Annotated in this window: 19 protein-coding genes; 16 read left to right on the plus strand and 3 right to left on the minus strand. The window is 68.7% G+C overall.

The window, feature by feature from the left end; translation table 11 throughout:
* Positions 1-71 precede the first annotated feature (71 nt).
* On the plus strand, positions 72-2,273 hold the full coding sequence (locus AUL34_RS03210) for an FAD-dependent oxidoreductase (RefSeq protein WP_061931112.1): 2,202 nt from the start codon (positions 72-74) through the stop codon (positions 2,271-2,273).
* Positions 2,274-2,298: 25 nt separating this feature from the next.
* On the opposite strand, the gene AUL34_RS03215 is transcribed toward AUL34_RS03210, so the two are convergent.
* Positions 2,299-3,327 (minus strand): YihY/virulence factor BrkB family protein, encoded by a 1,029-nt coding sequence (locus tag AUL34_RS03215; protein WP_082653126.1) that lies wholly within the window; start codon positions 3,325-3,327, stop codon positions 2,299-2,301.
* Positions 3,328-3,655: 328 nt separating this feature from the next.
* Here AUL34_RS03215 and AUL34_RS03220 point away from each other — a divergent pair, with 328 nt between their 5' ends.
* The 4 genes from AUL34_RS03220 (at position 3,656) to AUL34_RS03235 (ending at position 8,218) form a co-directional block, all read left to right on the plus strand.
* Positions 3,656-4,300, plus strand: a complete 645-nt coding sequence (locus AUL34_RS03220; RefSeq protein ID WP_061931115.1) for a helix-turn-helix transcriptional regulator — start codon at positions 3,656-3,658, stop codon at positions 4,298-4,300.
* A 120-nt stretch (positions 4,301-4,420) separates the two neighbouring features.
* Positions 4,421-5,248, plus strand: coding sequence for a phosphogluconate dehydrogenase C-terminal domain-containing protein (locus tag AUL34_RS03225; protein WP_061931118.1), 828 nt, complete (start codon positions 4,421-4,423; stop codon positions 5,246-5,248).
* A 13-nt stretch (positions 5,249-5,261) separates the two neighbouring features.
* Positions 5,262-6,290, plus strand: a complete 1,029-nt coding sequence (locus AUL34_RS03230) for a Gfo/Idh/MocA family protein (RefSeq protein ID WP_061931120.1) — start codon at positions 5,262-5,264, stop codon at positions 6,288-6,290.
* A 14-nt stretch (positions 6,291-6,304) separates the two neighbouring features.
* The gene (locus AUL34_RS03235; protein ID WP_244492426.1) at positions 6,305-8,218 is read left to right on the plus strand and encodes a hypothetical protein; all 1,914 of its coding nucleotides are present in this window, start codon (positions 6,305-6,307) and stop codon (positions 8,216-8,218) included.
* On the opposite strand, the gene AUL34_RS03240 is transcribed toward AUL34_RS03235, so the two are convergent.
* Positions 8,206-8,919 (minus strand): transcriptional regulator NanR, encoded by a 714-nt coding sequence (locus tag AUL34_RS03240; protein ID WP_061931126.1) that lies wholly within the window; start codon positions 8,917-8,919, stop codon positions 8,206-8,208. The two genes, AUL34_RS03235 and AUL34_RS03240, sit on opposite strands and share 13 nt — an antisense overlap.
* 123 nt (positions 8,920-9,042) lie before the next feature.
* Here AUL34_RS03240 and oiaX point away from each other — a divergent pair, with 123 nt between their 5' ends.
* Positions 9,043-10,320 carry a 3-oxo-isoapionate-4-phosphate decarboxylase OiaX gene (gene oiaX, locus AUL34_RS03245; protein WP_061931127.1) on the plus strand — a complete coding sequence of 426 codons (1,278 nt, stop codon included), beginning with the start codon at positions 9,043-9,045 and terminating at the stop codon, positions 10,318-10,320.
* Between the two features lie 4 nt (positions 10,321-10,324).
* On the plus strand, positions 10,325-11,650 hold the full coding sequence (locus AUL34_RS03250) for a four-carbon acid sugar kinase family protein (RefSeq protein ID WP_061931131.1): 1,326 nt from the start codon (positions 10,325-10,327) through the stop codon (positions 11,648-11,650).
* Between the two features lie 19 nt (positions 11,651-11,669).
* On the opposite strand, the gene AUL34_RS03255 is transcribed toward AUL34_RS03250, so the two are convergent.
* A complete protein-coding gene (locus AUL34_RS03255) occupies positions 11,670-13,490 on the minus strand; it encodes a glycoside hydrolase family 15 protein (protein WP_082653127.1) in 1,821 nt (606 codons plus the stop codon).
* Positions 13,491-13,888: 398 nt separating this feature from the next.
* On the opposite strand from AUL34_RS03255, the gene AUL34_RS03260 reads away from it, so the two are divergent.
* The 9 genes from AUL34_RS03260 (at position 13,889) to AUL34_RS03300 (ending at position 21,861) form a co-directional block, all read left to right on the plus strand.
* Complete coding sequence (locus AUL34_RS03260) at positions 13,889-14,098, plus strand: cold-shock protein (RefSeq protein ID WP_061931134.1); 210 nt, start codon at positions 13,889-13,891, stop codon at positions 14,096-14,098.
* A gap of 536 nt (positions 14,099-14,634) precedes the next feature.
* Positions 14,635-15,615, plus strand: a complete 981-nt coding sequence (locus AUL34_RS03265; RefSeq protein WP_061931137.1) for a tripartite tricarboxylate transporter substrate-binding protein — start codon at positions 14,635-14,637, stop codon at positions 15,613-15,615.
* A 93-nt stretch (positions 15,616-15,708) separates the two neighbouring features.
* Positions 15,709-16,182 carry a tripartite tricarboxylate transporter TctB family protein gene (locus AUL34_RS03270; protein ID WP_061931140.1) on the plus strand — a complete coding sequence of 158 codons (474 nt, stop codon included), beginning with the start codon at positions 15,709-15,711 and terminating at the stop codon, positions 16,180-16,182.
* Positions 16,183-16,192: 10 nt separating this feature from the next.
* Entirely contained in the window at positions 16,193-17,698 is a 1,506-nt protein-coding gene (locus tag AUL34_RS03275; RefSeq protein WP_061931142.1) for a tripartite tricarboxylate transporter permease, read from the plus strand.
* A gap of 42 nt (positions 17,699-17,740) precedes the next feature.
* A complete protein-coding gene (locus tag AUL34_RS03280; RefSeq protein WP_061931145.1) occupies positions 17,741-18,202 on the plus strand; it encodes a CYTH domain-containing protein in 462 nt (153 codons plus the stop codon).
* Between the two features lie 137 nt (positions 18,203-18,339).
* Entirely contained in the window at positions 18,340-19,287 is a 948-nt protein-coding gene (locus AUL34_RS03285) for a CHAD domain-containing protein (RefSeq protein ID WP_061931148.1), read from the plus strand.
* A gap of 68 nt (positions 19,288-19,355) precedes the next feature.
* Complete coding sequence (locus AUL34_RS03290) at positions 19,356-20,144, plus strand: pseudouridine synthase (RefSeq protein ID WP_061931151.1); 789 nt, start codon at positions 19,356-19,358, stop codon at positions 20,142-20,144.
* The gene (locus AUL34_RS03295) at positions 20,141-21,298 is read left to right on the plus strand and encodes a winged helix-turn-helix domain-containing protein (RefSeq protein WP_061931154.1); all 1,158 of its coding nucleotides are present in this window, start codon (positions 20,141-20,143) and stop codon (positions 21,296-21,298) included. The genes AUL34_RS03290 and AUL34_RS03295 overlap by 4 nt, the downstream gene beginning before the upstream one ends.
* Before the next feature lie 95 nt (positions 21,299-21,393).
* The gene (locus AUL34_RS03300; RefSeq protein ID WP_061931157.1) at positions 21,394-21,861 is read left to right on the plus strand and encodes a VOC family protein; all 468 of its coding nucleotides are present in this window, start codon (positions 21,394-21,396) and stop codon (positions 21,859-21,861) included.
* Positions 21,862-21,940 lie beyond the last annotated feature (79 nt).

Genomic DNA, 21,940 nt, shown 5'->3' on the forward strand with positions numbered 1-21,940 from the left:
GTTTTTGACAGCCTGTCTAAGGACTTTCGCCGCGTTCCATCGCAGCGGATCGAGTGTTCGGGAGAAAACGCATGGACCTTCGCAACTTCACCGTCGAGACCGACGCGGACGGGCTCGCCCTGGTCACCTGGGACATGCCGGACCGCTCGATGAACGTCTTCACCGAAGAGGTCTTGCGCGAGATCGAGACGCTGGTGGATGCCTTCGCAGCCGACGCTGCGGTCAAGGGCGTGGTGCTCGCCTCGGGCAAGCCCGGCTCGTTCACCGGCGGCGCCGACCTCAACATGCTCGGCGCGATGTTTGCGGCCTTCGACGCCAAGCGGAAGACCGACCCGGAGGGCGCCGTCGCAGAACTCTTCGAGCGCTGCGGCGAGATGGGCCGGATCTGGCGCAAGCTGGAAACGAGCGGAAAGCCCTATGTCTGCGCGATCAACGGCACCTGCATGGGCGGCGGCTTCGAGCTGGCGCTCGCCTGCCACGGGCGCGTCGCGGCCCAGAGCGCCAAGATGGGCCTGCCGGAGGTGAAGGTCGGCATCTTCCCCGGCGCCGGCGGCACGCAGCGCGTGCCGCGCCTCACAGATACGCAATCGGCGCTCCAGATGCTCCTGAAGGGTGAGACCCTGACGGCGGCCAAGGCCAAGGGCATGAAACTGATCGACGAGGTCGTCGCCGACGACCAGTTGATCGCCGCGGCGAAGGCCATGCTGAAGGCCGGCCTCAAGCCGGTGAAGGCGTGGGACGAGAAGGGCTTCAAGCTCCCATCGGGCCCGGTCTACTCGCCGGCCGGCGCGCAGGTCTGGCCCGCCGTCGCCTCGCTCTACCGCAAGGAGACCGCCGACAATTATCCGGGCGCCCGCGCCATCGTGAAATGCGTCTACGAGGGGCTGCTCGTTCCGATCGACACGGCGCTCCGGATCGAGCAGCGCTATTTCACGCAAGTCCTGCAGACCACCGAAGCGGCGATGATGATCCGCTCGCTCTTCGTCTCCATGCAGGCGCTGAACAAGGGTGCCCGGCGCCCGGCCGGCGTGCCGGAGCAGGCAATCGGGAAGATCGGCGTGATCGGTGCCGGCTTCATGGGCGCCGGCATCGCCTACGTCGCGGCGAAGGCCGGGATCGAGGTGGTTCTGGTCGATCGCGACCAGGCGGCCGCCGACAAGGGCAAGGCGCATTCGGCTGATCTGATGGAGGGCCTCGTCAAGAAGGGCCGCGCCAAACCCGACGAGGCCGAGGCGCTCCTCGCGCGCATCACGGCGACGCCCGACTACGCAGCGCTCGGCGACGCCGACCTCGTGATCGAGGCCGTGTTCGAGGACCGCGACGTGAAGGCCGAGGTGAGCCGCCGGGTCGCCGAAGTGCTCAAGGCCGACGCGATCTTCGCCTCCAACACCTCGACCCTGCCGATCACGAGCTTGGCACAAGCCTTCCCCGACGCCTCGCGCTTCATCGGCATCCACTTCTTCTCACCGGTCGACCGGATGATGCTGACCGAGGTGATCCTCGGCAAGGAGACGGGAGACCGCGCGCTCGCCGTCGCGCTCGATTTCGTGCGCGCCATCAAGAAGACGCCGATCGTCGTCAACGACACGCGCGGTTTCTTCGCCAACCGCTGCGTCCTCCGCTACATGACGGAAGCCTACGACATGTTGGTCGAGGGCGTGCCGCCGACGATGATCGAGAACGCGGCGAAGTTCGCCGGCATGCCGGTCGGCCCGCTGGCGCTCAACGACGAGACGGCGGTGGACCTCTCCCAGAAGATCATGAAGGCTGCGATTCGCGACATGGGCGAAGGCGCGATCGACCCGCGCCACCTCGCGCTCGTCAACGAGATGGTGGATGGCGAGGGCCGTCTCGGCCGCAAGGCGGGCAAGGGCTTCTACGACTATCCCCAGAAGCCCGCCAAGAAGCACCTGTGGCCGGGGTTGAAGGACAAGTTCCCGCAGCAGAAGGCGGACGCCGTCGACTTCGAGGAGTTGAAGCAGCGCTTCCTCGTGACCATGGCGCTGGAGGCGGCGCGCACGGTCGAGGAAGGCGTCGTCACCGACCCGCGCGAGGCCGATGTCGGCTCGATCCTCGGTTTCGGCTTCGCGCCCTATACCGGGGGCACGCTTTCCTACATCGACGGGATGGGCACGAAGGCCTTCGTGGCGCTCTGCGAAAAACTCGCATCGAAATACGGCGAGCGCTTCCGGCCGACCCCGCTCCTCAAGGAGATGGCGGAGCGCGGTGAGAATTTCTACGGGCGCTTCGCGCCAGCCAAGGCCGCCGCCTGAACGAACGGGAGGCGCGCCGGGTGCATCACCCCGCGCGCTTCTCGCGCGACAGCGAGCGGCCGATCGTGTCGGCGACACGCGCGCCGCGTTCGCCGAGCGGCTTGTCCGGCACGTCGGTCGTGTCCATCGCGGTCTGATGCTCCATCTCGGCGTTCACCTCGGCACCGACGATGAAGATGATGGACGAGATCCAGACCCACATCATGAAGCCGATGACCGCGCCCAGGGAACCGTAGGTCACGCTGTAGTTGGCAAAGGAGCGCAGGTACCAGGAAAAGCCGATGGAAGCGGCCAGCCAGATGCTTGCGGTCAGGATGGCGCCGAACAGGACCCACGTCCAGCGCGCCCGGTTGCGGCTCGGCCCGTAGCGATAGACCATGCTGATGGCACCGACGATCAGCAAGAAGACCACCGGCCAGCGCGCGGCGGCGATCAGCCCGTCGGTGTAGCTCTGGGCCCCTACGATCGCCATGACGGCCGGCACCACGCCGACCGAGACGAACAGGATGGTGGCGATGAAGAAGGCGCCGATCGTGAAGCAGAAGGCGACGGCGTTGAGCTTCAGGAACGAGCGCTGCTCGTGCTCGCCGTAGGCGACGTTCATCGCCTCGAACAGCGTCTTGATGCCGTTGTTGGCGCTCCAGAGCGAAAACAGGAGGCTGGTCACGAAGCTTGCCGACAGCGAGGCGGGATCACGCGAGACGAGATATTCGAGCTGCGTCGTCAGGATGTCGGTCCCCGCCTGCGGCAGGAAGCGTCCGACGAAGGCGATGTGGTCGGCGATCGTGGTCGGGTTGGCGACGATGCCGTAGAAGGAGACGAAGACAGCGAAGGCCGGAAACAGGGCCAGCAGGAGATAGAAGGTGGCGCCGGCCGCGATCAGCATCACGCGGTCCTCGAAGAACGAATAGTAGAGCCGCCAGATGATGTCCTTCCAGCCGCGCCAGGGAATGCCGAGCGGTCCCGTCGCGTCGCGCCCGCGCCCGGGCTCGCTGGCGCGCATGCGGGTTTCCTCGGTGGTGTTGGGCGCGAAGCGGAAGCCGGTCGTACTCATCCCTATCCTTCCACGCGCTTGAACCCTTCCAACCAACCCGAGGGCACCAGCAAGGGCGCGGCGGAGCGATCGCCACAAACCCCCCAAGAAATGCCGCATTCGCCTCCGGGGTTCCCGGCCATCGAGGAAAGATCGCAGGCCGGGGCATCGCACGGGATCGTCTCAAACCCGTGGAAAACACTGGATTTCAGCGGTCGTACGCGCGAATCGGCGCACGAATTATCGACAGGACCGGAGTCACATCTTAGACAGAATGTGTCGAGGACTATATTCCTCGTCGAAGGGCGAGTTCCGCCGGCGCCGACGCGAGGCTTGAAAGGTTTGACGCATGCTGTCGCATGACAGGATCTGGGCCGCGATCGACGGGCTCGCCGCCCGGCTGAAGATGTCGCCTTCGGGCCTTGCGCGGAAAGCGGGACTCGACCCGACGACGTTTAACAAGTCCAAGCGGATGGCGTCCGACGGGCGCCCGCGCTGGCCCTCGACGGAATCGATCGCCAAGGTGCTGGAAGCGACGGGCACGAGTTCGGAGGCCTTCTTCGCCGAGCCGGAAGCCAGCCTGCGCTCGCTGCGCGCCGTCCCCCCGCCGCGCACCTCCGTGCCGCTCCTCGGCAGTGCGGAAGCCGGCGTCGGCGGTTACTTCGACGATGCAGGCTTCCCGGCCGGCCAAGGCTGGGAAGAGGTCGAGCTGCCCGGCGCGGACGATTCGCTCTATGCGCTCGAGGTCTCCGGCCAGTCCATGATGCCGCTGTACCGCGACGGCGACGTCGTGGTGGTCAAGCCCGGCGCGCCGGTCCGTCGGGGCGACCGGGTCGTGGTGCGCACCAAGGGCGGCGAGGTCATGGTCAAGGTGCTCCAGCGGCAGACGGCGCGAACGCTGGAACTCGCCTCCGTGAACCCGGAGTTCCCCGACCGCCAGTTTCCGCTGGCCGACATCGAATGGATCGCACGCATCCTCTGGGTCAGCCAGTAGCCCCCCACCCGGCGTGCTCGTCATCCGACCGCGATCGGCGACAGGGATACTCGTCATACCAGTTGACGAGTTCGCGTCTTCGTGCGACGCCAGGGGAGTTCCAATTGCGAGGATTCCTCCATGACATCGATCGCCCTGTTCGGGGCCGGCGGCAAGATGGGCACACGCCTCGCCGGCAATCTCAAGGGATCGCGCTTCGACGTGCGCCACGTGGAGCGGTCCGAAGCCGGACGCGAGCGCCTGAAGACCCATCTCGGTGTCGCGTGCGTGGACGAGGACGCGGCGCTGAACGGTGCCGAGGTCGTCGTTCTCGCCGTGCCCGATACCCTGATCGGCAAGGTCCTGTCCGGCATCGAGGCGAAGTTGAAACCCGGCACGATGGTGGTGATCCTCGATGCCGCGGCGCCCTTCGCCGGCCACCTCCCGGAGCGGTCGGACCTCACCTATTTCGTCACCCACCCCTGCCATCCGCCGATCTTCAACGACGAGACGGAAGCGGCCGCCAAGCGCGACTTCTTCGGCGGTGTCGCGGCCAAGCAGCACATCGTCTCCGCGCTGATGCAGGGACCGGACGAGGCCTACGCGCTCGGCGAGGAGATCGCCAAGGTGATCTGGGCGCCGGTGATGCGCTCGCATCGCATCACGGTGGAGCAGATGGCGCTTCTGGAGCCGGGACTGTCCGAGACGGTGACGGCCAGCCTCCTCGACGTGATGCGCGAGGCGATGGACGAAGTGGTTCGGCGCGGCGTGCCCAAGGAAGCCGCCCGCGACTTCCTGCTCGGCCACATGAACGTCCTCGGCGCGGTGATCTTCGAGGAAACGCCCGGCGTCTTCTCCGACGCCTGCAACAAGGCGATCGAATTCGGCAAGCCGGCCCTGATGCGCGACGACTGGAAGCGCGTCTTCGAGCCGGACGAGCTGATGGCCTCCATCCGCCGCATCACCTGATCCGGAGCGTCCCATGAGCGAGCTACGCGGCGCCCTCGTCGGCTGCGGCTTCTTCGCCCGCAACCAGATGCACGCCTGGGAGGATATCCCGGGCGTCTCCATCGTCGCGATCTGCGACCGCGACGAAGCGCGGCTCGCCGAGATGGGCGATGCGTTCGGCATCGCCCAGCGCTTCACCGATGCGGCCGCGATGCTGCGCGAGGTGCAGCCGGACTTCGTCGACATCGCCACCACCGCACCGAGCCACCGGGCGCTGGTGGAACTCGCGGCGTCCCTCAGGATACCCGCGATCTGCCAGAAGCCCTTCGCGCCGACGATGGACGACGCGCGCGCGATGGTCGCGGCCTGCGAGGCGGCCGGCGTGCCGCTGATGATCCACGAGAACTTCCGCTGGCAGTCGCCGATCCAGGCGGTGCGCCGGGTTCTGAGCGCCGGTGAGATCGGCGCGCCGTTCTTCGGCCGCGTCTCGTTCCGCTCGGCCTACGACGTCTATGCCGGCCAGCCCTATCTGGCGGAGGGCGAGCGCTTCATCATCGAGGACCTCGGCATCCACGCGCTCGACATCGCCCGCTTCCTGTTCGGCGACGTCTCGGCCATCACCGCCCGCACCCAACGCGTGAACCCGAGGATCCGCGGCGAGGACGTCGCCACCATGCTGCTCGACCACGAGGCGGGTTTCTCCTCCGTGGTGGACTGCTCCTACGCGACGAAGCTGGAAACCGAGCGCTTCCCGCAGACGCTGGTCGAGATCGACGGTGCGCACGGCACCCTTCGGCTGGACGAGGGCTATCGCCTGACGGTGACGGCCCCGGGCGGCACCCGCGTCGAGGACGTCTCGCCGCCGCTCCTGCCGTGGGCCTCGCGTCCCTGGCACAACATCCAGGAGAGTGTGGCGCTGATCCAGGCGCACTGGGTGGAAACGCTGCGCTCGGGGGTCGAACCCGATACGTCGGGCCGCGACAACCTCAAGACCTTCGCTCTCGTCGAGGCGGCCTACAGGAGCGCCGCGAGCCGCCTGACACTCGATCCGTCCGAGGTCTGACCGTGGCGGACCCGGTGAAACTCTTCGGTACGCGCGAGGAAGCCGCTCCCGTCCGCCACCTTCGGGCGGGGCAGCTCTGCGTGGACCTCGTCGCGGGCAATCTGCGTACGGTCCGCTTCGCCGGGGTCGAGGTGCTTCGCGCCGTCGGCTACGTCGTGCGCGACCGCGACTGGGGCACCTACGATCCGCCGATCCGCGATCTTGCGCTCGAGGAAGACGACGACCGGTTCCGCGTGCACTACCGGGCCGAGGTCGAGGCGCCGGACGGCGTACGCCTCCGCGTCGTCGCGTCGATCGAGGGGTCGGCTGACGGGACGCTCGGCTTCGCGGTCGAGGCCGTGACCGACGGGGCCTTCGAGACCAACCGTTGCGGCTTCTGCGTGCTTCATCCGATCGAGGGCAATGCCGGCGCGCCCGTCCGGGTCGAGCACACCGACGGCACCGTCGAGGACGCGCGCTTTCCCGATCATATCGAGCCCTGGCAGCCCTTCCAGGACATTCGATCGCTCGCCCACGAGCCGGTACCCGGCCTCCGCGTGACCTGTCGCCTCGAGGGCGACGCTTTCGAGATGGAGGACCAGCGGGCCTGGTCCGACGCCTCCTACAAGACCTACGTGCGCCCCCTCGCCCGCCCCTGGCCCTACCGGTTGGAAGCGGGCAGACCGGACCGGCAGTCCGTGACCCTGCGAATCGCGGCGCAGGCGGGCTTCGCGCCGGACAGCGCCGACACGGCCCGCGGTCCCGTCGCGGTCCGTCTGGGGGCGCCGCTGCCCGAGCGCATGCCCCGCTTCGGCCTGGCCGTGGCGCCGGAGGACGCGCAGGCCGTTCTGGCGCTGCCCGCCCGGCTTCACGACCTCGCGCCCGCCTTCCTGCTGTTTCATTTCGACCCCCTGGCCGGCCACGGGGCAGACGCGCTGGAAGGTTTCGCCCGCATCGCCGCTCTCGCGCCCGAGGCCGAGTGCGCGCTGGAACTCGTGCTGCCGGGCCAGGACGATCCTGCGGCGGAGACCGCGCAGGCGGCACGGCTCATCGAGGCCTCGCCGTTCCGACCGCACACGATCGTGGTCGGTCCTTCCGTGGATCGCCAATCGACGCCGCCGGGCAGCCAGTGGCCGGCCTGTCCGCCGCTCGAGGACGTGTATCGCGCCGCTCGCGCCGCCTTCCCGGGTGTCACGCTCGGCGGCGGCATGTTCAGCTATTTCACCGAGCTCAACCGCAAGCGCGTGCCGCTGGGTGATCTCGACTTCGTCACCCACGCGACCAACCCGATCGTCCATGCCGCCGACGATCTGTCGGTGATGCAGACGCTGGAGGCGATCCCCTTCATCGCGCGCTCGACCCGCGCCTTCGTCGGAAACACACCCTACCGCCTCGGTCCCACCACGATCGGCATGCGCCAGAACCCCTACGGTTCGCGCACCATGCCGAACCCGGAGGGCAAGCGCATGCCGATGGCGAACGACGATCCGCGCGCTCGCGGTCTTTTCGGCGCGGCCTTTCTGGTCGGCTACGCCGCGCGGCTCGTCGGCGTCGGCGTCGAGGCCTGGGCGGGTGCGAGTCTGGCCGGCCCGCGCGGCCTGCTTCTGCCGGGGGGCGGCGTCGCACCGGCCTTCCACGTGGCCCGAGGGCTGGCCGCGCTCGGGGGCACCGGGCGCCTCGACCTGCAATCGACGACGCCGGGCGCAGTGGACGGCATCGCGGCAAGGCGGCCCGATGGCGGGCTCGAGATCTGGCTCGCCAATCTGACACCCGAGCCTCAGGACGTGGCGATCGAGGGCATCGGACCGGACGCCGCCGTCTCGCTCCTGGACGAGGAGGCCTTCGACGCGGCGGCGGACGGCGCGCTCCCGGCGGCACGGGCGAGCGACGGACGCCTCGTTCTGCCACCCTATGCCGTCCTGCGGCTCCTTGCGCCTCAGGCGCCCTGATGCTGGTAGAGATCGCGCGAGCGTTCGAGGTGGCGCACCATCGCGGCCTCCGCGCCGTCCGGGTCGCGGCGGGCGATGGCGTCGAGGATCTCCTCGTGCTCCAGAAGCGTGACGTTCTCCTTGCCGCTCCAGATCAGGAGTTCGTTGTGGTACTGGCGCAGCCAGCCGAGCATGGACTCGGCCACGGCCTCGAAGATCGGGTTGCCGGGCACCGCCGCAATTCGGGCATGGAAACGCATATCGATGCCGATGAACCGCTCGGGATCGCCAAGCGCCGCGCGCTGCTCCGCCAGGAAGGCCCCGAGCGCGTCGATGTCGGCGGGCTCCGCCCGCTCGGCCGCCTGGCGCACGATCCCGCGCTCGAAGAAGATGCGCGCTTCCTTCAGGTGGTCGAGCGCGGCGGGCGAGGTGGTCAGCATGATCTCCGCCGCCCGGTCGACCTGGCCGAACAGCGAGCGCGGCGTCACGTTCAGGACCTTGGCCCGCTCGCCGTGCGAGATGGCGAGCAACCCCATGCCGTTCAGCGCCTGCATCGCCTCGCGGATCGCCGGCCGGCCGACCCCGAAACGCTCCATCAGTTCGCGCTCGGACGGCATCTGGTCGCCGGCCTTCAGTTCGCCCGTCGTGATCATCGACTTCAGGCGCTCGTAGACCTCGGTCGAGAGCTTGCGGCGAACGATCGGCTCGCTCGGCTGGGTCATGGATGACGTCCCCGCTGACGGTCGGCGCGTTGCGAAGGGCGAACGCGCCGACACTGGTATGGAGACGATACCAGACCGGAGGAGTTCGCGTCTTCCCTTATGCGTCCAAAGGAAGTTTCCGAGATGAGTGACGACATCGTCCTGACCTACCGCATCGAGACGCCCGGCAGCGTCGAGAAGCTGGCGGCGAAGATCGCGAGCGACCAGTCCACGGGCACCTTCGTGCCCCTGCCGGGCGAGACGCCGGAGCTGAAGGCGCGCGTCGCCGCCCGGGTCCTCGATGTACGAGCGCTGGAGCCCGTTGCAGAGCCCGCCTTCGGCCGCAGCCATGACGACCTCGCCGCCCCGCGCGTCTTCCAGTGCGGCGAGGCCGACATCGCCTTTCCCATGGAGGCGATCGGCACCGACCTCGCCGCGCTGATGACGATCGCGATCGGGGGCACCTTCTCCATCAAGGGCTTCAGCGGCATCCGCGTCACCGGGCTGAAGCTTCCATCGGCGTTCGGCAAGGCCTGGCCGGGTCCGCAGTTCGGCATCGAGGGCTCGAAGCGCCTGACCGGCGTTTGCGGACGGCCGATCATCGGCACGATCGTGAAGCCCGCCCTGGGGCTCCGCCCGCCCGAAAGCGCTGACATGGTGAAGGAGCTGGTGGAGGCCGGCGTCGACTTCATCAAGGACGACGAGAAGCTGATGAGCCCGGCCTATTCGCCGCTGCCCGAGCGGGTGAAGGCGATCATGCCGGTGGTTCTCGACCACGAGCAGCGCACCGGCAAGAAGGTGATGGTGGCCTTCGGCATCACGGCCACCGACCCCGACGAGATGATGCGCAACCACGACCTCGTGCTGGCGGCGGGGGGCAACGCCGCCGTCGTCAACATCAACTCGATCGGCATGGGCGCCATGGCCTTCCTGCGCCGGCGCTCGGGGCTGGTGCTGCATGCCCACCGCAACGGCTGGGATATCCTCACCCGCCATCCCGCGCTAGGGTTCGACTTCTCGGTCTACCAGACCTTCTGGCGACTGCTCGGCGTCGACCAGTTCCAGATCAACGGCATCGCCGCAAAATACTGGGAGCCGGACGCCTCGTTCCTGCGCTCCTATCACGACCTGTCGCAGCCGCTGTTCCACGAGGGCGACCAGCCGCTGCCAGTGGTCGGCTCCGGCCAGTGGGGCGGACAGGCACCCGCGACCTACGCTGCCGTTCGCTCCACGGACCTCCTTTATCTCTGCGGCGGCGGCGTCGTCAGCCATCCGATGGGACCGGCGGCGGGGGTCCGGGCCGTGCAGCAGGCCTGGGAGGCGGCCGTGGCCGGCATCGACCTTGCGGCCTACGCCGTCGATCACCCCGAGCTCGCCGCCTCGATCAAGACGTTCGGCGGCGCGGATTCCAAGGGAGCCTGAACCGATGACCGCGCCTCTTCTCGCCTTCTACGGCGACGATCTCACCGGCTCGACCGACGTCATGGAATCGCTGTCCCTGCGCGGCATCGAGACGGTGCTCTTCACCGACCGGCCGACCGAGGCGCAAGCGGCCCGCTTCGCCGGCGCGCAGGCGATCGGCCTTGCCGGCACAAGCCGCAGCGAGACGCCGGCCTGGATGGACGAACACCTGCCCGCCGTCTTCGAATGGATGAAGGCGCTCGGCGCCAGGCTCACCCATTACAAGGTCTGCTCGACCTTCGATTCCAGTCCCCCCATCGGCTCGATCGGGCGGGCGGCCGAGATCGGACGGCGCGTCTTCGGCGATCGGCCCGTGCCGCTCGTCGTCGGCGCGCCCCAGCTCAAGCGCTGGACGGCCTTCGGGAACCTCTTCGCCGCCTTCCGGGGCGAGACCTTTCGCATCGACCGCCATCCGGTGATGAGCCGTCATCCCGTGACACCGATGCGGGAAGCGGACCTGGCGCTGCATCTCGCCGCGCAGACATCGCTCGCCGTCGCCCTTCTCGACCATCTGGCGCTGACGGCCGAGGACGCCGACGCGCAAGCGGACGCGATCCTCGCCGCCGATCCCGGCCTCGTGCTGATCGACGTCCTGAACGGGCAAACGCAGGAAGCGGCAGGGCGCCAGCTCGAACGGCTGCGGGAGGCCGGCTGCCGCTTCACGGTCGGCTCGTCGGGCGTCGAATACGCGCTGACGGCTCACTGGTCGAAGACGGGACGCATCGGCGCACCGGCCGAATTCGCGCAGCTCGCCCCGGTGGAGCGCATCAGCGTCGTCTCGGGAAGCTGCTCTCCCACCACCGAGCGCCAGATCCGCCATGCCGGCGCGAACGGCTTCGAGCCGATCGACTTCGACCCGCGCGCCTTCGTCACCGGCGACACGGCGGCGGTGGAAGCCGTCGGATCACGCGCCGAGGCGGCGCTGCGGGCCGGACGCTCGGTGATCGTCCACACCGCCATGGGGCCGGAGAGCGACCTCGGGGACGAGTTGTCGGGAACGGACGGCGCGCGCCATGCGATCGGCCGGGGCCTTGGGGACCTCCAGGCCGCGCTCGTGCGCCGGCTCGGGCTCCGCCGCGCCGTGATCGCGGGTGGCGACACGTCGAGCCACGCCTTGCGCCAGCTCGGCATCCACGCGCTCACGACCCGCCTGCCGCTGCCCGACACGCCGGGCTCGCCCGTCGCCCTCGCCCACAGCGACGACCCCGTCTTCGACGGGCTGGAGATCGCGCTGAAGGGCGGTCAGGTCGGGGGCGACGACTACTTTTCTCGCGTGCGCGACGGGGGATGAAACGAGCGGGTGCGGCTTTTTACAGCTCGCACCCGTCCACGGTCGCCGCCGCCTGGATCAATGCGAGGTGGCTGAGACCCTGGGGCATGTTGCCGAGATAGGCGAGCGTAGCGGGGTCGACCATCTCGGCGAGGATGCCCGTGCCCCGTTCTCCCAGCGCCGCCAGCACCTCGTCGAGCCGCAGGCGCGCCTCGTCCCGGTGGCCGAGCAGCGCGAGGCCCTCGATGATCCAGAAGGTGCAGGCGAGAAAGCAGCCCTCGTCGTTCTCGACCCCGTGATAGCGGTAGTGGAAGAGACCGCTTCGCAGCTTGCCGTCCAGCGCCCGCAGCGTCTTTTCCAGCCGGTCGCGCCCGTCGAAGCCGAACCGCACCGCGAGCGCCAGCGAGGCGTCGAGTTCGTCCCCGCCCGGCACCATGACATAGGCCTGCTGGCGCTCGGACCAGCAGTTGGCATCGACCCACTGCGCGATCCGGTCACGGGATCGCGCCCAGCGCTCGCGGCAGGTGGCGGGGATATGGCCGCCGTCTGCCAGTTCCACGGCCCGCGCCAGGGCCTGCCAGGCGCTGATCTTGGACATCGTGTAGTGGCGGCGTTCCGAGAGCTCCCAGATCCCGCTGTCGGGCTGCCGCCAGGTCTCGGCGCAACGATCCGCGACGCCGGCGAGCACGGAGGCGCTGTTGGGGTCGAGCACGTGCCCGCCCGCCACGAAGCGCGCCGCGGTCTCGAAGATGTCGCCGTAGATCCCGTGCTGATGCTGGCCCGCTGCCTGGTTGCCGCGCCGCACCGGACGGCTGTCGCGGTAACCCGGCAGGTCGATCACGACCTCTTCCTTGTCGAGCTTGCCGCCTTCCAGCGTGTAGCACACCAGCGCGCCGTGCTCGGCGAGACGCTTGATGAGCCAGGTGAAGGCGCCCTTGGCCTCCGCCATGGCGCCGATCCGCAGGAAGGCCTTGATCGTGTAGGAGGCGTCGCGCACCCAGGCATAGCGGTAGTCGTAGTTCTTGTTGCCGCCGATGCCCTCGGGCAACGAGGTCGTCGCGGCGGCCGCGATCGCACCGGTCGGGGAGTAGAGAAGGAGCTTGAGCGCCAGCGCGCTGCGCATCACCGCCGGACGATAGCTGCCCTGGAACTCGATGCCCGCACACCACTGCCGCCATTCCTCGTCCGTGACGTCGATGCGCGCATCGATCCGCTCGGGCGAATCGACCACCAGCGGCTCGTCCTCGCCCGCGAGAATGGCGACCACCTCGCGCGCGCCGGCCGAAACGGTCACCCGCCCCCGGATCTCGCCGTCGTCCTCCTCCTCGATGTGCACGCCGTCGCTGGTGCGCAGAAGGCCGATCACGGATCCCGCGTGAAAGGTCGTGGCATTGGCGTTGGTGAAGAGGAACGGGCAGATCGTGTCGGCATGGGTGCCGAACACGAGGCGCATCTCGAACGTGACGTCGCCCTCCAGTCCCTCCACGCGGCGCGCGAGTTCGCACCAGGGCAGGCGCCCGCCCGAACCACTGTTGAGGGCCTCCACCAGACGAGCACGACCGGCGGGTGTCTCGAACACGGTCTCGAGGACGTTGGAGTCCGGCCGATAGGCCCGCGTCGCCGTGTAGGGTCCCAGCGGCGTCAGGGAGAAGTAGCCGCCGCGCGCCTCGTCCAGCACCCGGTCCAGCATCGGCGCCGAATTCATGTTGGGAACGCACCACCAGTCGATCGACCCGTCGAGGCCGACCAGCGCCACGCTGCGTCCGTCGCCGAGCGCGGCGTAGGATTCGAGCGGCAGCGCACCAGGTCGGCTCGAGACGGCGACGTCGGGATCCTGCGCCGGCATCTCGCGGGTCAGCATGAGACCGCCGATCGCGACGGTTCACGGATCGAACGGGCATCGGACGGCCGCCGCAGTCGCTCCCCGCAAGGGCGGCAGTGGACGCTCGCAACACCGAATGAAAGCTCTGGGAGGCGGGATAGGTCGATCATCGTGCCGGGAATGCTTGGGTGGCCAAATAAGATCCTGCGGCACAGGCGCACATGCCTGCACGCAGTTTGCACCCCCGGACGCGGAAAGATCTAACGCCGACTTGCCTTTTCGGTTCGGCGAGGGCATATCGGAATGGTCGAAAGATGGCCGGACGCCTGGGCCCTGTGCCGCTCGCGCGGTGCCAGTTCCACTCCGTTTCATCGCGATACTCGAAACTGGAGCGCGCCGACAGGCCGCCGACGAACGCTTGCGTAGAAAGGTGTCCCATGGCTACGGGAACCGTGAAATGGTTTAACTCCGACAAGGGCTTCGGCTTCATCGCCCCCGACGATGGCGGCCAGGACGCCTTCGTGCACATCACGGCGGTGCAGCGCTCGGGCCTCGATGGCCTGGCCGACGGCCAGAAGGTCAGCTTCGAGCTCGTCGCCGACCGCAAGACGGGCAAGCTCGCGGCGCAGAACCTCAAGGCTCTCTGAGCCCCGCTCCGGGCGACGCGGCTCCACGAGAGACCCGCCGATCCCGACCCTCCCGCCGATCCGTCGGCGGGTGACCCTTTTTCGAAAGCAGGCGTTCAGTCTCGCACAGGCTTCGAATGCCAGAACTTTCCTCGTCGCCCCGCTTCGACCACGGATGAACTGGCGGAACGGGACGACAAGCATCGACATGATCGAACCCTGCGCCGTTTCGGCCGCAGGGTTTTTTCTTGCGCGCATGACGGCACTCCCATGTCGCAAGACATTGAGAGAGATGCAGCGCCGCTCTCGCCGCAACCTCTGCCCCACCCTTTCGTCGCAAGCGAATATTCGTCTGACTTAATCTGCCCACTTCGCGCCCCGACACTTCGGCAGGCTTCCGTTTGAGTGCCGACATAACAGTATAGTGTTCGACCGCAGGGCTTCGATCACAACTCCGGTGGAGCGACCCGGGAACACGACTGGACAAGCGGGCCGGAATCCTATGCAGTTCACGGCAGCGTCATGATTTTTGGCGCTCCGACATTCTGGGAGGAATCATGTCGCCGATTTGGAAGGGGCTCCTGGCCTCGATCGCCGTTCTCGCCGCTGCGTCCACGGCCTCGGCCCAGGCCGACTATCCCACCCAGCCGATCACGATCGTGGTGCCCTTCTCCGCCGGCGGCCCGACCGACACCGTCACCCGGCTGATCGCCCAGACCATGACGGCGGAACTCGGCCAGCAGGTGCTGGTGCAGAACGTCGGCGGTGCCGGCGGAACGCTCGGCGCCGGTCAGGTGGCCCAGGCGAAGCCCGACGGCTACACGCTGCTTCTGCATCATATCGGCATGTCGACGGCTCCGACCCTCTACCGTCAGCTCGCCTTCGACCCGCTGAAGGCCTTCGCCCCGATCGGCCAGGTGACCTCCGTGCCGATGACGATCGTGGCGCGCAAGGATTTCGAGCCGACCGATGCGGCCAGCCTCGTCGCCTACCTCAAGGAGAACGGCGCCGACACGACCTATGCCCATGCCGGCATCGGCTCGGCCTCGCACCTGTGCGGCATGCTTCTCCAGGAAGCGGTCGGCGTGCAGATGATCACCGTGCCCTACCAGGGCGCCGCGCCGGCCATGACCGACATCGTCGGCAGCCAGGTGGATCTCCTGTGCGACCAGACCACCAACACGACCAACCAGATCAAGGCCGGCGAAGTGAAGGCCTATGCGGTGACCTCGCCCGAACGCCTCGCCTCCCTCCCCGACCTGCCGACCACGAAGGAGGCCGGGCTCGACAAGTTGCAGATCGGCGTCTGGCACGGGCTCTACGCACCGGCGGGCACGGACCCGGCGATCGTCGCCAAGCTGGAAGGCGCGCTGCAGAAGGCGCTCGCCGACGAAACGGTGAAGGCGCGCTTCGCCGAGCTCGGCACCGCGCCGGCGACCGCCGAGGAAGCCACGCCCGCCTCGCTCCAGAACCAGCTGACCTCCCAGATCGAGCTCTGGCGCCCGATCATCCAGGCGGCCGGCACCTACGCCGACTGACGCTCGCGCCCGTCCATCGTTGAAAGGACCGGTCGCGGCTGAAACCGCCGGCCGGTCCGCAGGCCTACCACAGGGTTCGGGGGGACCATCCGCATGCATGCATCCGAAGGCGTGAAATCGCATCGCGACCTGATCGCGGGACTGATCTTCGTCGCGATCGCCGCCGGCTTCGCCTTCGAAGCGTCGAACTACGACATGGGCCGGGCCATCCGCATGGGACCGGGCTTCATTCCCATGACGCTCGCCATCCTCCTGGCCATCCTCGGGATCGCGATCATCGTCTCGGGGATGAAGAAGGACGAGCGGGTCGAACGAACGCCGGTTCCCTGGAAGGGGATCTTGCTGATCCTCGCCGCCCTCGTGATCTTCGGCGAGTTCGGATCGCTCCTCGGCCTCGTGCCGGTGGTGTTCATCGGCACGGCGATCGTGGCGCTCGCCTCGGCGCGCAACACCGTCGTCTCGGCGCTCTCCATCGCGCTCTGCATGTCGGCCCTGTGCTGGCTGGTCTTCAAGGTCGGCCTCGGCATCACCCTGCCGACCTTCGGCCCCCTCCTGACCTTCTCCTGAGGCGCGCTCCATGGAACTCCTGTCCCATCTCGCCCTCGGCTTCGAGACGGCGCTCACCCCCGTCAACGTCTTCTGGTGCTTCGTCGGCGTGCTTCTGGGCACCCTGGTCGGCGTCCTGCCCGGCATCGGGCCGACGGCGACCATCGCGATGCTCTTGCCGATCACCTTCACCTTCTCGCCGGTGACGGCGCTGATCATGCTGTCGGGCATCTACTACGGCGCCCAGTACGGCGGCTCGACGACCGCGATCCTCATCAACCTGCCGGGCGAAAGTTCCTCGGCGGTGACGGCGATCGACGGCTACCAGATGGCAAGACAGGGGCGAGCCGGCACCGCGCTCGCCACGGCCGCGCTCGGCTCCTTCTTCGCCGGTTCGGTCGCGACGCTGCTGCTCGCCATCGCCGCCCCACCGCTTGCGCGCGTCGCCCTTCAGTTCGGCGCACCCGAATATTTCGCCCTCATCGTTCTCGGGCTCCTCGTCTCGATCTCGCTCGCCCACGGCTCCATCGTGAAGGCGCTCGCGATGATCCTGCTGGGCCTCTTGCTCGGAACGGTGGGCCAGGACATCTACACCGGCACGCCGCGCTTCACCTTCGGCCAGCTCGAGCTCTACCAGGGCATCAACTTCGTCTCGATCGCGGTCGGCGTCTTCGGTGTCGCCGAGATCTTCCGCAATCTCGAGAACGAGACGACGCGCGAGGTGGGCGTCAAGAAGGTGGCCGGCCTCTGGCTCACGAAAGACGACTTCCGCCGCATCGTCGGTCCGGTCCTGCGCGGCACCGCGCTCGGCTCCATCCTCGGCGTGCTGCCCGGCGGCGGCCACGTCCTGTCGTCCTTCGCCTCCTACTCGATGGAAAAGAACCTCGCCAAGGACAAGTCGGAGTTCGGCAAGGGGGCGATCCAGGGCGTCGCGGGTCCCGAAAGCGCCAACAACGCGGCCGCCCAGACCTCGTTCATCCCGCTCCTGACCCTCGGCATCCCCGCCCATCCGGTGATGGCGCTGATCGTCGGCGCCTTCATCCTCCAGGGCATCACGCCCGGCCCCAACGTCATCAACACGCAGCCCGCCCTCTTCTGGGGCATCATCGCGTCGATGTGGATCGGCAACGTCCTCCTCGTCATCCTGAACCTGCCGCTGATCGGCATCTGGGTGAAGATGCTGACGATCCCCTACCGCATCCTCTTCCCCGCCATCGTGCTGTTCGCCGCCATCGGCTGCTACTCGATCAACAACAACCCGTTCGACGTCTATGCGATCGGCGTCTTCGGCGTCCTTGGATATGTCCTCATCCGCCTCGGCTGCGAGCCGGCGCCGCTGCTGCTCGGCTTCGTGCTGGGGCCGCTTCTCGAGGAGCACCTGCGCCGCGCCATGATCATCTCGCGCGGCAACGCCATGGTGTTCCTGGAGCGGCCGATCTCCGCCTCGCTGCTGGCGCTCGGCCTCGCCTGCGTCGTCTTCGCGCTCCTGCCCTCGATCCGCAACAAGCGCAAGGAGGTCTTCGTCGAGGACGACTGAGCCGCGCTTGACGGATCGCCCGGCCGCCCGATCCTTCCCGTCATGGGCACCGAGATCGAGCGCAAGTTCCTGATCCGCAGCGACGCCTGGCGCGGCCAGGCGGACGAGGGAACCCTGGTCCGCCAGTTCTATCTGGCGATCCGGGAGGGGCTGAGCGTACGCGTCCGGGTGCGCGAGGGGCGGCCCGCCATGATCACCGTCAAGACAGGCGTGGGCGACGCGCGCGGCGAGTACGAATATCCGATCCCCGACGCCGATGCGGCCGAGCTCGAAGCCGCGCGCGTCGGCGTCGTGATCGAGAAGCGCCGCCATCTGGTGCCGCTCGGGGATCTCACCGTCGAAGTCGACGTCTTCGCCGGTGCGCTGGCGCCCCTCGTGATGGCCGAGATCGAGTTGCCCGCCATCGGCCATCCCGTCGACCTGCCGGACTGGATCGGGACGGAGGTGACCCGGGACGAGCGCTACAGCAACGCCTGGCTCGCCTCCAACGGGCGCCCGGAGTAAAGGCCGGCTGCCGACCATACGCCGTTCGCTCGATGGCGATCGACATGATCGGCGGAAACGGCGGAGGCGCTTTCGGCGTACACAGTCGCCTGAGACGCTCTAGTTGGGTCTGCGGCCCGCCGGTCACAGAGGAAACAATGGCCTACCGCATCGATCCCCGCGTGCCTGTCGACGCCGCCCTCCGGCGCGCGGCTCAAGAACAGATCGACAAGGCCGTCCGCGACCTGTCGGGCGGCGAAGAGGAACGGCACGAAGGCGTGCACGAGGCGCGCAAGCGCTTCAAGAAGCTTCGCGGCCTCGTGCGCCTGTTGCGCGAGGCCGCCCCCTCCTTCGCCGATGCCGAAAACGCGCGCTATCGCGAGGCCGGGCGCACCCTGTCCGGCGTTCGCGATCGCACGGCACTGATCGAGGCGCTGGACGGGTTGGAGAAGCGCTTCGAGGGCGAGGTGGCGACGTCCTCCTTCGCCGTCGTGCGCACCGCGCTGGAACTCAAGCGGCAGGCGGCGATCGATGCGCAGGGCAGCCCGGAGGACATGGCGTCGGAAGCGCTGAAGGGCCTGAAGGAAGGGCGCTTGGCGCTAGACGCCCTGGTGCTCGGACGCAAGTCCTCGCGCAACCGCGAGCGGATCGTCGCCGCGATCGAGGCGAACTACCGCCGTGCGCGGCGCGATCTGAAGGCGGCGCTCGCCAGCGGCCACGCGGAGGATTTCCACGACCTGCGCAAGCGCATCAAGTATCTCGGCATGCACCTGAAGCTTCTGGAAGACCTCTGGCCCTCGGTCCTTGCCCCCTTGCGCGAGGAAGCCGATCGCGCAGCCGAGGCGCTCGGACGCGACCACGACTACGCGGTTCTCCACACCGAGATGCTGGCGGACCCGCGCTCGTTCGGCGCGCGGGCCGATCTCGACGTGGTGCTGGCCCTCCTCGACCGGCACCAGGCCGAACTGCGTGCCGGGGCGGCCGAAATCTGCGGGCGGCTGCTCGCCGAGATGCCCGATGCCTTCGCCGCCCGCATCGGCCGGCTCTGGGCCCTGGCCGCAAAAGCCCCCGACCCGGCCGCGCCGCCCGAGCCCGCGCCGGCCTGAGGGCTTGCATGCCGCTTGCCGCCGTCGCAAGGAGGGGCACCCGATCGCCGGGTGCGCCGGACCTCACGATGCCACACAAGGAACGATCCCCCTTCCGATCCCGAAGCGGTCGCGGGCAGGCCGGAGCCTCGCCTCCGGAGCGCGGCCACGGCCTCGCGCGTGTCCTGTCCAAGCTTGGCCACTGTTCGCGCACGCAGGGCGAGGCGCTGGTGCGCGAGGGGCGCGTGAGCGTGGATGGGCGCATCATCCGCGACCCCGAGCACCGCACCTTCGCCTCCACCGCACGGATCGAGGTGGACGGCCGGACGGTCAAGGCCGAGGCGCCGGTCACCTTGATGCTCAACAAGCCGCGCGGCCTCGTGACGACCCGCGACGACCCGGAGGGGCGCGACACCATCTATCGCTGCCTGGAGGGCCTCGACCTGCCCCACGTCTCGCCGGTCGGCCGCCTCGACAAGGCGAGCGAGGGTCTTCTTCTCCTTACCAACGACACGGCGTTCGGGCAGGCTCTGCTCGATCCCGCCTCGCACGTTCCGAAGACCTACCACGTGCAGATCGACCGGCCGGCGGACGAGGCGCTGCTGGCGGGGGTCCGAGCCGGCGTCGAGGATCGGGGCGAGTGGCTCGGCGTGCGCTCCGCGAAGGCCCTGCGCGAAGGCGCGCGAAACGCCTGGCTGGAGATCGTGCTCGAAGAGGGCCGCAACCGGCACATCCGCCGGCTGCTGGCGGCGCTGGGTGCCGAGACGCTGCGCCTCGTGCGCGTCGCGATCGGCGATCTCCAGCTTGGCGACCTGCCCAAGGGCGCGGTGCGTCCCCTCACCGAGGCCGAACGTGCCCTTCTGGAGCACACCCCGTGACGCTTTCCCTGTCGCCCGCGGAGGCCCGCCGCATCGCGCTCGCCGCGCAGGGGTTCGGGAAGGCCAGGCCGGAGCGCGCAGGCGGCCAGCACCTGCGCCGCAACCTCGACCGTCTGGGCCTGCACCAGATCGACAGCGTGAACGTCGTGGCGCGGGCGCACTATCTGCCGGCCTTCTCGCGCCTCGGCGCCTACGACACCGCGCTTCTCGATCGCGACGCCTGGGGCCGCCCGTCGCAGCGGCGCGTCTTCGAATACTGGGCGCACGAGGCATCGCTTCTGCCGCTCGACCTTCATCCGGCGCTGCGCTGGCGTATGGCGCGCGCCGACCGGGGCGGGGCGGGCTATGCCGGAATGCGCGCCTTCGCCGGGCCGCGCCGGGCGGAGGCGATGGCGATCCTCGACCGCATCCGGCAGGAAGGCCCGCTCGGCGCGTCCGACTTCGAAAAGGGCCGCACCGGCTGGTGGGAATGGTCCGAGCCCAAGCGCATGCTGGAGTGGCTCTTCTATGCCGGCCACCTGACGACGAGGACGCGCCGGCGCTCCTTCGAGCGCGTCTACGACCTGCCCGAACGCGTGATCCCCGCCGAGATCCTCGCGCTGCCGACCTTGGACGAAGGGCATGCCCATCGCCTGCTGGTGGAGCGCTCCGCCCGTGCGCTCGGCATCGCCACGCTGGGGGAGTTGAAGGACTACTTTCGCCTGGGGCCGGCCGAGACGCGGCTCGCGGTGGCGGAACTGGTGGAGGCCGGCGCGCTCCTTCCCGTCGCGGTGCCCGGCTGGCCTGCGGCCTATCTGCACCCGCAAGCCAAAGCCCCGCGCCGCATCGCCGCCTCGGCGCTGCTGACCCCGTTCGATCCGCTGGTGTGGGAACGCGCTCGCGCCGAGCGCCTGTTCGGCTTCCGCTACCGGATCGAGATCTACGTGCCGGCGGCCCTGCGGCAGCACGGCTACTACGTGCTTCCCTTTCTCCACGGCGACCGCCTCGCCGCGCGCGTCGACCTCAAGGCCGACCGCGCGAGGTCCAGGCTCCTGGTTCCCGCCCTGCACCTCGAACCGGACGCACCGGCCGACACGCGCCAGGCGCTGGAGGTCGAACTCCATCTCCTCGCACGATGGCTTGGCCTCGGCGAGGTCGTTCACGGAGCGGGATGACCGCCGCCATCGCCGGCGCGCGGCCGGGCTGAGACGCTTGCCGCGACCTGCGGCGGCGGACAAGCCATGCGTCGCGCGATGCGCTACGCTGGGGCATGCGGAACGCTCCACCGATCGTCCCTGAACTCGGCGTCGCCGATCTCGACGTCTCGCTTCGGTTCTATATCAAAGGCCTGGGCTTCGTGGCGGCCGCCGAACGCCCGGAGGAGCGCTTCGCGTACCTGACGCGTGGCGCCGTCCACCTGATGATCGAGGAAGCGGAAGGTCCGGGACGTCGCTTCCGGACCGCGCCGCTCGCGTACCCGTTCGGGCGCGGGATGAACCTTCAGATCGAGATACCCGATGTCGATGCACTCTACGGCCGCGCCGTGATCGCCGGCCTGACGATCCACCTGCCGCTGGAGGAACGCTGGTATCGGCAAGGCCAGGAGGAAGCGGGAAATCGCCAGTTCGTCGTGATCGACCCCGACGGCTATCTCCTGCGCTTCTTCAGCGGCTTGGGACGACGACCGGCCGCGCCGAACCGCGAGAATGGCACCGGGATCCCCGACGCATCCGCGTGAACCGGATGCCGCGCAAAACCTATCCGCTTTCCACTGGTAAAACACACATCCATCGCTCGCGTGATTGATATGCGGAACT

Source organism: Aureimonas sp. AU22 (assembly GCF_001463745.1).
Lineage (GTDB): Bacteria > Pseudomonadota > Alphaproteobacteria > Rhizobiales > Rhizobiaceae > Aureimonas.

Coding starts and splice junctions, on each gene's coding strand:
- AUL34_RS03210 (WP_061931112.1), top strand. CDS start 72: ATGGACCTTCGCAACTTCACCGTCGAGACCGACGCGGACGGGCTCGCC.
- AUL34_RS03215 (WP_082653126.1), bottom strand. CDS start 3,327: ATGAGTACGACCGGCTTCCGCTTCGCGCCCAACACCACCGAGGAAACC.
- AUL34_RS03220 (WP_061931115.1), top strand. CDS start 3,656: ATGCTGTCGCATGACAGGATCTGGGCCGCGATCGACGGGCTCGCCGCC.
- AUL34_RS03225 (WP_061931118.1), top strand. CDS start 4,421: ATGACATCGATCGCCCTGTTCGGGGCCGGCGGCAAGATGGGCACACGC.
- AUL34_RS03230 (WP_061931120.1), top strand. CDS start 5,262: ATGAGCGAGCTACGCGGCGCCCTCGTCGGCTGCGGCTTCTTCGCCCGC.
- AUL34_RS03240 (WP_061931126.1), bottom strand. CDS start 8,919: ATGACCCAGCCGAGCGAGCCGATCGTTCGCCGCAAGCTCTCGACCGAG.
- oiaX (WP_061931127.1), top strand. CDS start 9,043: ATGAGTGACGACATCGTCCTGACCTACCGCATCGAGACGCCCGGCAGC.
- AUL34_RS03250 (WP_061931131.1), top strand. CDS start 10,325: ATGACCGCGCCTCTTCTCGCCTTCTACGGCGACGATCTCACCGGCTCG.
- AUL34_RS03255 (WP_082653127.1), bottom strand. CDS start 13,490: ATGCTGACCCGCGAGATGCCGGCGCAGGATCCCGACGTCGCCGTCTCG.
- AUL34_RS03260 (WP_061931134.1), top strand. CDS start 13,889: ATGGCTACGGGAACCGTGAAATGGTTTAACTCCGACAAGGGCTTCGGC.
- AUL34_RS03265 (WP_061931137.1), top strand. CDS start 14,635: ATGTCGCCGATTTGGAAGGGGCTCCTGGCCTCGATCGCCGTTCTCGCC.
- AUL34_RS03270 (WP_061931140.1), top strand. CDS start 15,709: ATGCATGCATCCGAAGGCGTGAAATCGCATCGCGACCTGATCGCGGGA.
- AUL34_RS03275 (WP_061931142.1), top strand. CDS start 16,193: ATGGAACTCCTGTCCCATCTCGCCCTCGGCTTCGAGACGGCGCTCACC.
- AUL34_RS03280 (WP_061931145.1), top strand. CDS start 17,741: ATGGGCACCGAGATCGAGCGCAAGTTCCTGATCCGCAGCGACGCCTGG.
- AUL34_RS03285 (WP_061931148.1), top strand. CDS start 18,340: ATGGCCTACCGCATCGATCCCCGCGTGCCTGTCGACGCCGCCCTCCGG.
- AUL34_RS03290 (WP_061931151.1), top strand. CDS start 19,356: ATGCCACACAAGGAACGATCCCCCTTCCGATCCCGAAGCGGTCGCGGG.
- AUL34_RS03300 (WP_061931157.1), top strand. CDS start 21,394: ATGCGGAACGCTCCACCGATCGTCCCTGAACTCGGCGTCGCCGATCTC.